Origin of the sequence: Corynebacterium callunae DSM 20147 (genome assembly GCF_000344785.1) — a bacterium.
Taxonomy (GTDB): Bacteria; Actinomycetota; Actinomycetes; order Mycobacteriales; family Mycobacteriaceae; genus Corynebacterium; species Corynebacterium callunae.
This window is the reverse complement of sequence record NC_020506.1, coordinates 2,455,164-2,468,286: the sequence shown is the minus strand read 5'-3', so window position 1 is coordinate 2,468,286 and position 13,123 is coordinate 2,455,164. Positions and strand designations below refer to the sequence as shown.

Below are 13,123 nucleotides of genomic sequence, written 5' to 3'. Positions count from 1 at the left end.
CAAAGGATGACTGTCTTGACCACGAAGAGTAGAAAGAACAAGTATGGAAACAGCTTCCCTTTAGAGAAACTTTGGCACGCTTCGCTCTGATGCTCGCCGACGTGAGCTCCGAATCGGGGACTGCTTCAACTACGGATCGGCTGTGGGCGGACGTATAAAAGACACAAAGCTTCGATTCTCGGTGGAGCGCGCACTCACACAAGGTCATCGCCTCATCGCTCCACAGGTAGTTTTAACGACAATGCGCGAGTTCCTTCTGCTCAGGGACGAAGACGATGGGCTTGATGATGGAGAGAATGATCTGGATCTTCTGATCTGTGCGCTCCTGGGGTGGCCGAGGACCTAGATGATTCTGGTGATTTGCCCCAGGATTGGCCGGACAACCCGGATGTCACCCGATAGGGACACCTCGCAGAGCCTCTGGCGACGGGTTTAATTGCCAATATCTACTTCAATCAGCAGCTTCCGTTGCCCTATCTTGTGGCTCGTACCTCTGAATGACTGTGGGGGACACCTGGAACGACAATGTTGATGCTGCGACTCAACAGAAAATAAGGGCGAGCCCCGGGAATTATTCCCTGAGGCCACGGGCTCTGATATCGAGGCTTTCATTGACATTGCCCTGTAGTAGTTCATTGCACAGCACCTCAAAGGTCGGCATTTGGTTTTCCGCCTCACTTCATAACCTGGGCGCACCTGACTGATACCTCACACGAAGAAGCACTACAGGCATTAAGCACTGATGTACCCACGCTTAAACAAGAGCTACATGAAACGTCAGGACAGTACTGTAACTTCGACGCCATCAAGCAGAACCCACTTCTCCGCTTAAAAGACGGATCCTATCTCGTCATCCATCTGGGATGGCTGGTCAAACGGTCTATGCGCGAGCACTTCTCCCACGAAGTGCGTCAGTATTTGGAGATTTTTGACCAGCAGCAGGGCACTGAACGTAAAGATGCATTTCACCGTGCCATTGGAGCCCAGTTCGAAGCCGACGTATCTGAAGTATTGGAACGTACCTTCCATGAAAGACGCAGCAAAACTGATCAACTGACCAGCCGAGTCTGGGATGAAACTGAGTTGGAATCGGCATTTGCTAGCTCAGGTAGTAAAAGACAGCAGCCCAAGATCCCCGACTTCGTCCTACAGTTCGACAACACCTGGCTCATCATTGATGCTACTTTCAGGGAACCGATTAGGCGGGTAACTCACGGACAATCCGACGTGGAAAGACTTAGTAAGGAAGTCTCCATGTTGATGACGGATAGAAAAGCCGATCAACTCAACTCGATGGTTGAGTTGCTCACCAAAGACGCATCTCCATTGATTGGGAGCCCACTGTCTGGTGATCCTACGTTCATTCCTTTGATCATTTCCGGGGACTACTCGCTGCCATGGACACTTCCGGTAGCAGCTACGACCCAGGAATTCCTAGAACGCAAGAACCTTCTTCAACAGCACAATGTCTTGCCCCTGGCCCTGATGACGTATAAAGATCTTCTCCTGGTGGAGCACATTGGTGAATCGCAGGGACCACGCGTTAGCGAGACTATTAAGCGATGGCGGAATTCCGAGCTGGATAGCTGGGCATTCCACCAGTTCGCCCACCACGAGGGAACGGCTTTACGACTACCACGCGCCGTAAAGAAGCGGTGTAAGCAGGCATTTGAAAACTTGTTCCGCCGATTCGAAAAGCGGATGAAAGAGATGGAAAAAGGTAACTAAATTAGGCACTGTACCTAGGACCTTCTCCCTGCTCTCCATTGATTAGCCTGCAGCACAAAGAAAGTAGTTATTCCATCCATCTGGATTGCACTGAGAAGCGTGCGGTAGCGCGCAACCTGCCCGTCCCCCAGTTTTTCTCAGCCTACGCACTGGGATCGGTTTCCCAATCGCGGAGATGATCCCTCCCACCGGGACAGTGCTTCGTCACTGGTGGTCAGCTGCCAGCGAGCAGTTTCCGACCGTTTTCGCGCAACTCTCCTGTCGGTGAGACATGCCGGTAGAGAATCTCTCGGGTAATCCCCAACTCCGGGCAAAGGCAGCAACACTGATCTCTGGTTGCCTCATCGAGGCCATCGTCAACCTCACCTTGGCCGCGGTCATCTTGAATGGTCGCCCTCCCTTACGCCCGCAGGCCCTGGCTGATTCCAGGCGATCTTCTTGTTTGCCCGACGCCCGGTCTTCATATAAATAGTCCGGATCCATCCGACTTCGAGACCCGCATATAGCCAATCAACGCTATAGTATTATCCCATCATAAATACGATCGTTTACGTGCCAACCGCAATCACTACACCCACGCCCGAAAACATTGTCACTTAATCCGTCATTTATTCTATGTCAGCTTAGGGGTATTGAAAACAAGTAAGGTGACGGCTTTTAAACATGGAATCTACTACTTCAAGCGCTCTTCGGATATTGCAGTTTGCATGAAGAGAAATTATGAGACAAAGCCGAGCAAACATTCGAGATGCCTAAACGTCTTTCCCCTGACATTTAGGTATCACTCAATCTCGACCTAGCTTCTATCCGTATTAGATACCTACCAACAAAAGGGAAATTTGTCTGGGCTCCGATTGGTGGATGCCTGCAGTGCGATGCAACTAAAGAGGGGGTCTACAGGCGCATTGAACTGAGCCCCGTTTTCGCTATTCAGAGGCGGTTGCTGCGGGGTAAACCAACATAACGAGTATCCATGTAGTCATGGATGCCCTCTTGGCCACCTTCACGGCCCATGCCGGACTGCTTAAGTCCACCAAAAGGTGCCGCCGCATTGGAAATAACACCAACGTTGAGACCCATAAGTCCTGCTTCTAGGTGCTCATTGATTTCCAGGCCGAGCTGAACATCGCGGGTGTAAAGATAGGAGGCCAAGCCGTATTCGGTGTCATTGGCCAGTTCGATTGCTTCTTCCAAGGTTTGGAAGCTGATGATCGGTGCGACAGGTCCAAAAATCTCCTCTGTTAGTACACGAGAACCGGCTGGAACATTGTGCAAAACGGTGGGAGGATAGAAATTGCCTGCGCCCTCAATTTTGTGTCCACCGCACAAAATCTGCGCGCCTCTTTGGGCTGCATCTTCAACCAGTCCAGCCACTCGCTCAAGCGCTTTTTCAGAGATCAGTGGTCCGCAATAGGTTTCTGGATCAAGGCCATTGCCCACCTTCATATCGCGGAACTTGGTGGCCAAACGGGAAGCGAATTGATCCGCCAGGGAGGCATGCACAATAAAGCGGTTGGCAGCGGTGCAAGCCTCACCCATATTGCGCATTTTCGCAGCTACAGCACCTTCTACGGCGAGCTCAAGATCGGCATCCTCCAGCACAATAAATGGTGCATTACCGCCCAATTCCATGGAAGTACGCAAGATGTTATCGGCAGCGCTGCGTAGCAGGTGGCGTCCAACTTCGGTGGAACCGGTGAAGGAAATCTTGCGCAGCCGACGATCGCTCATGATTGCATCGGACACTGCAGGAGCATCAAGGGTTGGCAAAATGTTGACAACTCCTGCAGGGAAACCGGCTTCTTGGATCAGTTGTCCCAGCTTAAGAGTGGTAAGTGGGGTGAGCTCAGAAGGCTTCACAATGGTGGTGCAACCAGCTGCCAAGGCCGGTGCGAGCTTGCGAGTGGCCATTGCTAGTGGGAAATTCCATGGAGTGACCGCATAGGTTGGGCCAATTGGCTGATGGCTAACCATCATGCGCAGATTGCCCTCTGGAGTATCGGAATAGTGGCCATCTAGGTGGGCTGCTTGCTCAGCAAACCAACGGAAGAATTCGCCACCATAGGTAACTTCGCCATAGGACTGCTCCAGGGGTTTGCCCATTTCAAGGGTCATAATGACGGCGAGTTCTTCGGCGTTTTCCTGGATTAAATCAAAGAGCTTGTGCAGCAAGCTGGCACGGGTACGTGCTGGGGTGTGTGCCCACTCTTTTTGGGCGTTGTGGGCTGCGACCATCGCCTGGATTGCGTCGAGTCCACTTGCTGAGGCGACGTCGCAAAGCTTTTCCCCGGTGGCCGGGTTTAAGACCTCAAAGGTTGCGCCATCGCTTGCGTCCTGCAAGCCCCCGTCGATAAGCAATTGGGTAGGGATGCCCGCCAGGATTTCTGAAACCCGTTGTGCACTGACGCTTAGGGTGTTAATTGCATTTGTCACTTTTGGACAACTCCTTGTGGTATGAGTCAACTTTGATTGTCCAGTGTCGCCTAAGTCACTAGATTTGGCAACATAGACAGCCCGAGAAAGGAAGCGATAATGACTACCGCTGCCAACCCAGACACCAACCATAATCCTGATGATGGTGCACACTCCCAAAGGGATGACCTCCGCCGTGCGGAACTCGGCCCCAACTCTCTCCTGTGGCAATACGGAGCAGACGCCCGAATTCATTTGCTGCGTGGATACACCGGAATTTTGCAGAATATGCACCCCGCGATTGGTCAGTCCCTACTGGACCACTCCAAGTTCTTCGAGGAGCCATTCGCGCGTTTGCAGCGATCCACCCCGCAGATCATTGAGTCGATCTACGTTGAAGAGGGAAACCCGCTGCCACAGCGCATCCGTGACTACCACGTAGATATTCAAGGAACCTTGCGCGATGGCAGCCGCTACCACTCACTTAACCCAGAGATTTTCTGGTGGGCACACGCCACATTTGTGTACCGCGTAATCCGCACCCAGGATCTTTTTGGCACCCCATTCACCGCTGAGCAGCGTGACCAGCTGGTTCGTGAAGGCGTGACCTGGTGGGAAAAATACGGCATGTCCAACCGCCCAGTTATTGATAACTATGCCGATCTCATCGCCTATATCGAGCACATGACTGCAACCGAGCTGGAGCGCAATGACACCGTGGACTTTGCGCTGCGCACCGCCCGAGTTGAGCAGCAAAAGTGCCCAGATGGCATTCCAAAGAAGGTATGGGACATCATCTGGAAGCCCGCCATGCGCAGCTTGATCTGGGTAACCGTGGGCACCTTGGAAGATTCCCAGCGTGATATTTTGCAGCTGGACTGGAGCAAAAAAGACATCAAGCGCTTTGAACGCCTGTGCAAGGTTATTCGCTTTATCTTCCCGAAGCTTCCGCTGAAATCCCGCTACATGAGCCCGGGCCGCGAATTTATGGCCTACCATGGCATGCTTGGTGCGGAGGAACAGCGCGAGGCTGTCCAAAACTGGGATAAGCGCGTATCCACCGCAACTCTTTCCAAGAAGAACCCTAAGGAAGATGCCGCTGCGCATGAGCCTTTGGCCAGCGAGACCATGTCCATTCAGGAACGTCGCGCTGCAGGATGTCCTTTCTAAGATCCTGCATCTTGAAATGCGGAGATGATTCTGTGGGCAGTTTTTCAACTGCTGCGACGGGGTTATCTCCGCTATCTGCGTTAACTGGCGCTGCTTGTGTGGCACTGATGTGGCGACTGTGTGGCGCTGGGCGTGCAAAACTACATAGCCTTTAGTAAAACTCCTCTAAAAAGAAAGCTAAAAAATAATGCATAAGCGTTTCCCCATGGGCCCTTTGCCGGAAGATCTGCACCGCAAACTGCTCAACCTCACCACCAACACCAAAACTGCTGGCGCAGCAGATGCTGAAAAAGTAGATGTTAAATCCTCATTTAATGGTGAAACCATCGGCACCGTTTTATCCGGCACTGTGGAAGATGTGGAATACGCCTTTGAGCTGGCACGTGCTGCACAGCAAAAGTGGGCTCAAACTCCTATTGAACAGCGCCAGGAAATCTTCCGCGCCTTCCATGACCGCGTGCTTGATAACCGCGAATTGCTTATGGACATTGTCCAGCTAGAAACCGGCAAAAACCGTGCTTCTGCCCTGGATGAGGTTATGGACGTGGCCATCAACGCCCGTTATTACGCAAATAATGTCGGCAAGCTCATTGGAGAAAAGAAGCGCCCGGGTGCCCTTCCAATTGCCACCCGCAGCGTGGAGCAGCATATTCCCAAGGGTGTGGTTGGACAGATTACCCCGTGGAATTATCCTCTTGCTTTGGGTATTTCTGATGCAATTCCAGCACTGCTTGCCGGTAATGGTGTGGTGGCGAAGCCAGATTCCAATACTCCTTTCTCCTGCCTGATCGCCGTCCTCTTCCTCTATGAATCCGGCTTGCCCCGCGATCTGATGCAGGTAGTTACCGGTTCTGGAACTGTTGTTGGTAGTGCTATTGCTGACCGTTGTGATTACCTTATGTTCACCGGCTCCACCAAGACCGGTCGCATCCTCGGCCGCCAGGTTGGCGAGCGCCTGATTGGTTACTCTGCAGAGCTAGGTGGCAAAAACCCACTGATTATTGCCAAAGATGCCGATCTTGATTTGGTGATGCGCGAAATCACCAGCGCATGTTTCTCCAACTCCGGCCAGTTATGTGTCTCCATTGAGCGCATCTACGTCGAAGAACCGGTCTACACCGAGGTAGTTAACCGCATGAAGGTAGCGGTAGAAGCCATGAAGATTGGCAGCGGTTTTAACTGGGATATTGATATGGGCTCACTTATCAATCAAACCCAGCTAGACACCGTCTCCCGCTTTGTTGATGAAGCCCGCGAACACGGCGCCAGGGTGTTGGCGGGCGGCAAAGCCCGCCCGGACCTAGGTCCGTACTTCTATGAGCCAACCGTGCTGGTTGACGTCCCTGCCGGTACCCCAGTGCTTAGCGACGAGGTCTTTGGTCCTGTTGTCTACATTGAAAAGGTTGCATCCCTTGAAGAGGCCGTGGAGAAGGCTAATGGCACGTCCTATGGTCTGAATGCCTCCGTATTTGCAGCCCCTGAAACCGGACGCAAGATCGCCAGCCAGATTGAAGCAGGCGGCGTGGGCATCAACGATGGTTATGCAGCATCCTGGGCTACTGTTTCCGTACCGCTTGGTGGCATGAAGCAGTCCGGAATGGGACGTCGCCACGGACCAGACGGCTTGCTCAAGTACACCGAAATCCGCAATGTGGCAGAGCAGCGCTTTATCTCTATGCGTGGCCCTGCCGTAATCTCCCGCAAGGTTTATGCCGATGCGATGGTCACCGCACTGAAGCTGGGTAAGAAGTTGCGTTTCCTGCCTTAGTCTAAAAAGCTAGGCAGCTAAATAGGCGCCGGGAAGAGAATCCTCTTCCCGGCGCCTATTTTTATGATCAGCCGCAACTTTGTCGACCACCGTCGTTGCGTCGACAAGCAATAAAAAGGCCCTGGGGGCCAGTAAATACTGACTTCAAGGTCTGCTCTGGGGCTATTTAGCGGCCAGCGCGCTTAAATGCGCGGTCTGCAAAGGCAACCATGCGTACCTTGCGAGGCAGAACCGAGAAGATAGAGCGCACTGTGTGGGAGAAGATCACAAACTTGATCTGATCTTTCTTGGTCCATTCCCAACCAATACGGCTTCGGATCTGTTCTGGGAGGAGCGCGGTGTTAACCCAAATCAACAGGTTCACCAGGGGTGGGGGATTGAACGCCATAGCCAGGTTGAGATGGCAGCGATTGGTGGATCGATATCGAGGCGCTGCACAATGCGGGAGCGTTCCACAGTTTCGGTGTGGTAGAGCTTATTTTCAAAGAAGCTTTCCATATAGGTCTTGAACTCTTTGTAGTTCTTTGGCACATTTTTGGGTTCCGCAACTCCGTAGTAGAGGTACCAAGTGTGGCTTTCCATCTACTGATTCGTCCCATGTGGACCCCTTTAGATATCTGGCATGCTTTACATTGCTAAGGCTTTTTCTGGAGATGTAAGTCACATATTCCTTAATTGCTGGAAAGTTACCGAGTTTTCTCTCGGAGGTGAACTTAAAAAGGCTCTCTTGGCCAAGTCGAAGGTAAGCATCTCTCTAGTTTTGTGCATTAGGCACAGTGATTTAAACTACAATTTTCTCAAAGCAATATAGAAGTCATTAGCAATAGTTAAAGGCGTGGGGAGGAAGAGAGTTGGATCCAAAATATAGGAAGAAGTTCACCCAAGAACTTAACCGCCGTGGCGAAGAATTGGCTGATCAGATTGTTCTTCAGGCATCGCGGGAGATGCCAGAGCTCGTTAATCCTGCTATGTCTTCAGTGATGCGTGATAGTGCGCTGAGCAATGTGGAATTATTTAGGGATTTTATTGCCATGGAAGGCGATAAACGAGCAATTCGCAGTGGTCCTCAAATCCGCATAATGGCGCGCTCCCTGGCCGCGCGCGGCCAACCACTATCCACTTTGATCATGCTCTTTCACCGCGCGCACAATATTTTGGAATTCCAGCTTCTCAATATTGCCAATGACCTATTTGTAGGTTCCAACTCTGACGAACTCATGAAGTTTCTCTCGGAACTGCGCGTAATGACAAATAGTTGTGTCAATGTGCGTTCCGATCAGTTACCTGCGGTATTTGCTGAAGAAGTCGCCAGGCTGCAGGTACCGGGAGATCCAGGCCTCTTGGCAGAAGTACAAAGAGTGCTGCGCGATCGCGAGTCCTCGGAAAGCATCGGCGGGCATGTTTTTGCAGGTCCACAATTGGCATTTTTGTTATGGGGCGCGCCGGGTAACCCGCAAAACTCAGAGACCCTATTGCGTGGAGCACGGGAAATTTCTGCGGAAGTTGGAGCTAAAGCCCAGCCATTGATGGTGTTTAGCTCGCCTAATCTCTTGTGGGTATGGTGCCGACCAGAAACCGTGGCGGATAATCGCGGGGGTCGTGGCGAGGCAATCATCGCAAAGGCTGCGCTCAAGGAAATTTTGCCAGCCGGTGTTAGTGCAGCCATTGGTCCGATCGCAACAGGAGTTGCTGGCTTTAGAAGTAGTCATCAAATGGCGCAGCGTTTGCGAAGGGTGGCAGAGCGCAATACCACTTCAAATCGCAACTTTATTGATGCGGGAATGGATGGTGCACTCACGGTTGCAGCCTTTGTTGACCGCATTCCTTTGGCCAGTGAAATTGTGGAGGTTACCCTCGGCGAGCTAGCTAAAGACGATGAATATAGCTCCGTCATTCGAGCCACAGCACGTAGTTTCCTCCGGCATGGAATTGCTGGTGCTGCTACCGAAATGGTGGCCCACCGCAATACCGTGAAGTACCGTTTGGATAAATTCCGTGAGGTGGTGGGCAAGGATAATTCCACCGCTACCGATCTCCGGACCGCCTTAGAATTGGCCCATTGGTTTGGATCTGAGGTTTTGCGCCCGGCTCAATAAAAGAACTCGGCCACGCTGCACAAGATGCAACGTGGCCGAGGTGGGCGCCGAAAAGCGTGGTTTTAAAGCCAGGGCTCAATCGGATTGCCCTGCCACCTGGTGTGCGCAGGAACTCGATCGCCGCGCATGACCAGGGAACCTGGGCCGATAGTGGCCGAGGTATCGATAAAAGCTGCAGGCAGCGCCACAGAATGGTCTGCCAAAGTAGCGCCTGCCGCGATGGTTACAGTATCCAAGCTCATCACGCGGTCCTGGAAGAGGTGGGTCTGCACAACCACGCCAGGACCTACGGTGGCACCCGGACCGACATAACAAAGGTCAGTTTCGGGGAACCAATAAGACTCCACCCAAGCGCCACGGCCGATGTGCGCACCGAGGGCCTGCAAGCCAAAGTTCAACATGCCGGTGCCCAAGTTGGGAACCAGGAACCACGGGCCTGCCACCGATTCCACAAAGGCATCTTGTAGCTCATTAAGCCAGACAAAGGGGCTCCACAACGGGTGATCTGCAGTTTTATGGCGACCCACGCAGAGCCACTTCATAATCACCGTAATGGCCATGGCCTGAATACCCACTGCCATCAGCACGATGCCACCAGCCAGCCAAGCAATCCACCAGTTGAAGGTGGTGAGCAGGAACTGCAAGGTCAACAGGGTTAGCGCAGCCAGCACACCAGAAACCATCGGTGCGAGCAAACGTGCAGTTTCCACAATGCCGCGGGCGATCTTCACGCCAATGCCAGGGTTATAGGTCTTGGATTCGCCTTCGCCGACTTCCACGGTGACACGACGCATCCGCTCTGGAGGTGAACCCCACCAGTTGGAGCTGGCCTTCGCCTTTTTAGGAGTGGAGGAGAGCACTGCAACCAGGGAGTTTTTGCCCAGTTTGCGCTCTGGACCGGCAATGCCGGAGTTGCCCAAGAAGGATCGTTTACCAATGCGGGTTTCACCGGTGAGCAGCCAACCATTGCCCAGTTCATAACCGCCGATGAGGGTGTCATCGGCCAGGAATGCGCCCTCGCGGATATCCGCCAGTTTAGGCACCATCACCGCGGTAGAGATCTCTACATCCTTGCCGATCTTGGCGCCCAAGCTCCGGAACCATAAAGGAGTGAGCTGGGAGGCATAAAGCGGGAAGAGGTAAGTGCGAGCATCATCCATCAGACGTTCTACCGCCCACACCTGCCAGCCCAAACGGGAACGCACTGGCGTAATTCCGCCCTTAATTCCAATGGACAGTACACGCACCAAAATCCAGATCATGATGGTGTAGGTTGCAAAGGCTACCAATGCGCCGAGGGTGGCAAAAACCAATACGCCTATGGCCAGGTTAAATGGGCCAAGATAAGCCAGCCACAGGGTAAAGGCAGCACCTGCGCCCAACGCAATTAGTGGCAGCAAGGACAATACGATGGAGGTTGCGCCAAAGATTGGAACCCAGCGGCTGCGACGTGGGGGATGGGTATCAGGGAAGCTGTGCTTGGCACGGCCTACCTTTTGCGCCGGCGAACCAGCCCAGCGCGAACCCGGTTTAATGTTTTTATCACCAGTAACTGTGGAACCTGGCTCCAGGTGTGCGCCCTTGCCAATGACAGTGCCGGGTAGCAGCGTTGAACGTGCGCCGATGCGGGCATTATCTTTGACCTCGATGGGGCCGACGCGCAAAATATCGCCGTCAATCCAATATCCGCGCAGGTCAACTTCTTGTTCAATGGACACATTGGAGCCCAAAGTCAACATGCCAGTTACCGGTGGCAGGGAGTGTAAATCCACACCCTTGCCCATTTTTACGCCCAGGGAACGCGCAAAATAGTTCACCCAGGTCGCGCCGGAAATATTGCGGGAACCCGAGGCATCAGCCAAGCGCTCAGCAGTCCAGATGCGCAGGTGGTTAAAACCGCCGCGCTTATAATTGCCGGGCTTAAGCCCCGCTGTTAGGATGCGCGCACCCCAACCACCAATAGGGAGCCTGCCGACGGGTGTTGCAAAAATGACGATCATGCCAATAACCCACAGCCATGGAACAGGCTGTGCCCACTCAAAACCAAGAGCTGACATGATGTTGTTGCCCAAAAGCAACCAGGCGATCCATTGCGCTGCCTGCAGCGTCATAATTGGAACTTGGATAATGGTTTGAGCAATGCGGGTGCCTAAAGAAACAGGCTTTACGACGCGTTGCTTTACTTGTTTCGGCTTTTCGAGGGAAACTCCGGTATCAGTGGCAATGGTTTCCACCCGTTCCGCCAGCTTTTCCAAGCGGGGATGATCATAGAGATCTCGTACTGCAACGGTTGGTACCTTCTCGCGAACACGGCCCACCAAAGTAGCCGCTGCCAGGGAAGTTCCGCCCAAGCTAAAGAAGTCCGCATCCTTATCCGCCACTGAGGTGCCCAAAATATCCACCCACATCTGAGCAAGCCAGGTTTCGGTGGAGTTAAGGTCATTGGCTTCAACAGCAGTGCCAGGAAGTGGCCACGGCAAAGACTTCTTATCAACTTTGCCGGAGGTAGTAACCGGTAGCTCATCCATCACATGAATACGGGGCACCAACGCTGCTGGCATGGAATCTGCCAGGCGTGCTTGGGCTTCTTCTTGATCAAAACCTACCGCTGCATCCTGCAAAGAAACATAAGCAACCAGCACTTTTTGATCAGCACCAGTGGTTTGCACAATCACTGCAGAGGAACGCACATTTGGCAGGGCTGCCACATTGGCATCAACTTCGCCAAGCTCAATGCGGCGTCCGCCGATTTTTACCTGATCGTCAACACGGCCTACAAAGTAAAGCCCATCTTCTTCCAGGCGCACATGGTCGCCGGAACGATAAGCACGGTGCCAGCCGGCAGAAGGGAGGGGAGCGTATTTTTCGGCATCTTTTTCAGGATCCAAATAACGGGCCAAGCCCACGCCACCAATGACAAGCTCACCAACTTGGCCAACCTCTACTGGATTTCCAGCCTCATCAACCACAATGAGGTCCCAGCCAGCTAGTGGCAAACCAATGCCTACTGGCTGACCCGCATGGAGCTGGGTTGCACAAGCTACCACCGTAGCCTCGGTAGGGCCATAAGTATTCCAGACTTCACGATCAGGAGTGGATAGGCGTTCGACGAGTTCCTGGGAACAAGCTTCGCCGCCGACAATAAGCAGACGGACCTGTGAAAGAGCCTCTGCAGGCCACAGTCCCGCCAAGGTAGGAACAGTGGAAACGACCGAAATATCGCGGCGAATCAACCATGGGCCAAGGTCCATGCCAGAACGCACCAGTGAACGTGGCGCAGGAACCAAACAAGCGCCATGTCCCCAGGCCAGCCACATTTCCTCACAGGAAGCATCAAAAGCTACAGAAAGGCCAGCCAAAACGCGGTCTTCTGGCCCCAGCGGGCCAGAAGGGTGATTAACCAGGAACATCTGTGCTTCAGCATCAACAAAGGCTGCTGCTGAACGGTGAGATACCGCGACACCCTTGGGCTTGCCGGTGGAACCGGAGGTGAAGATGATCCAGGCGGTGTCATCCAAGCGCGGACGGCGGGTATCACCACCGGGAGTAGCGCGCAGAATGCGGAAACCAGACGCATCAAAAACGGCATTGATATTGGCTTCCCCAAAAACCATTTCAGCACGTTCATCAGGATCATCGGCATCAACTGGAACATAGGCAGCACCTGCCGCCAAAGTAGCCAAAATTGAGATGTAGAGATCCTTGGAGCCAGAAGGCATGCGGATACCAATGCGGTCCCCCCGGCGAATGCCTTGGGCATGCATGGAATCTGCGAGGGCGGTTACCTCTTCAATAAGTTCGGCATAGGTGATGATTTGCCCGTCATCAATCGCCGCTGCTTCGGGGTAGGTGGATGCAACTTGGACAAGGATGTCCCATAGCGTGCGCTTTGGCGGTGCCTCTGCGGACCTAAGGAACTGGGCTGGAACACTGCTCAAAGCCACGTTGA

The 13,123-nt window shown here is 53.2% G+C and carries 9 protein-coding genes; 5 read left to right on the top strand and 4 right to left on the bottom strand.

What is annotated here, in order from left to right:
• The first annotated feature begins 882 nt into the window (after window positions 1-882).
• Window positions 883-1,728: a hypothetical protein gene (locus H924_RS11555; protein WP_015652139.1), complete on the top strand. Its 846-nt coding sequence runs from the start codon at window positions 883-885 to the stop codon at window positions 1,726-1,728.
• 271 nt (window positions 1,729-1,999) lie between these two features.
• Window positions 2,000-2,200, top strand: a complete 201-nt coding sequence (locus H924_RS14840; protein WP_155861963.1) for a hypothetical protein — start codon at window positions 2,000-2,002, stop codon at window positions 2,198-2,200.
• A 458-nt stretch (window positions 2,201-2,658) separates the two neighbouring features.
• On the opposite strand, the gene H924_RS11545 is transcribed toward H924_RS14840, so the two are convergent.
• On the bottom strand, window positions 2,659-4,161 hold the full coding sequence (locus H924_RS11545) for an NAD-dependent succinate-semialdehyde dehydrogenase (RefSeq protein ID WP_015652137.1): 1,503 nt from the start codon (window positions 4,159-4,161) through the stop codon (window positions 2,659-2,661).
• A gap of 99 nt (window positions 4,162-4,260) precedes the next feature.
• Between H924_RS11545 and H924_RS11540 the strand changes: the two genes are divergently transcribed.
• Together H924_RS11540 and H924_RS11535 are read left to right on the top strand one after the other, a co-directional pair.
• Window positions 4,261-5,310 (top strand): oxygenase MpaB family protein, encoded by a 1,050-nt coding sequence (locus H924_RS11540; RefSeq protein ID WP_015652136.1) that lies wholly within the window; start codon window positions 4,261-4,263, stop codon window positions 5,308-5,310.
• A gap of 187 nt (window positions 5,311-5,497) precedes the next feature.
• Window positions 5,498-7,078 (top strand): succinic semialdehyde dehydrogenase, encoded by a 1,581-nt coding sequence (locus H924_RS11535; protein WP_015652135.1) that lies wholly within the window; start codon window positions 5,498-5,500, stop codon window positions 7,076-7,078.
• A 166-nt stretch (window positions 7,079-7,244) separates the two neighbouring features.
• On the opposite strand, the gene H924_RS13705 is transcribed toward H924_RS11535, so the two are convergent.
• Both H924_RS13705 and H924_RS13700 read right to left on the bottom strand, forming a co-directional pair.
• Window positions 7,245-7,442, bottom strand: coding sequence for an oxygenase MpaB family protein (locus tag H924_RS13705; protein WP_015652134.1), 198 nt, complete (start codon window positions 7,440-7,442; stop codon window positions 7,245-7,247).
• A complete protein-coding gene (locus tag H924_RS13700) occupies window positions 7,439-7,660 on the bottom strand; it encodes an oxygenase MpaB family protein (RefSeq protein WP_015652133.1) in 222 nt (73 codons plus the stop codon). Before H924_RS13700 ends, H924_RS13705 begins: the two co-directional genes overlap by 4 nt.
• A gap of 269 nt (window positions 7,661-7,929) precedes the next feature.
• Here H924_RS13700 and H924_RS11525 point away from each other — a divergent pair, with 269 nt between their 5' ends.
• Window positions 7,930-9,174 carry a PucR family transcriptional regulator gene (locus H924_RS11525; protein WP_015652132.1) on the top strand — a complete coding sequence of 415 codons (1,245 nt, stop codon included), beginning with the start codon at window positions 7,930-7,932 and terminating at the stop codon, window positions 9,172-9,174.
• 62 nt (window positions 9,175-9,236) lie between these two features.
• Here H924_RS11525 and H924_RS11520 read toward each other — a convergent pair whose 3' ends face one another.
• Window positions 9,237-13,118 carry a Pls/PosA family non-ribosomal peptide synthetase gene (locus H924_RS11520; RefSeq protein ID WP_015652131.1) on the bottom strand — a complete coding sequence of 1,294 codons (3,882 nt, stop codon included), beginning with the start codon at window positions 13,116-13,118 and terminating at the stop codon, window positions 9,237-9,239.
• Window positions 13,119-13,123: the final 5 nt, after the last annotated feature.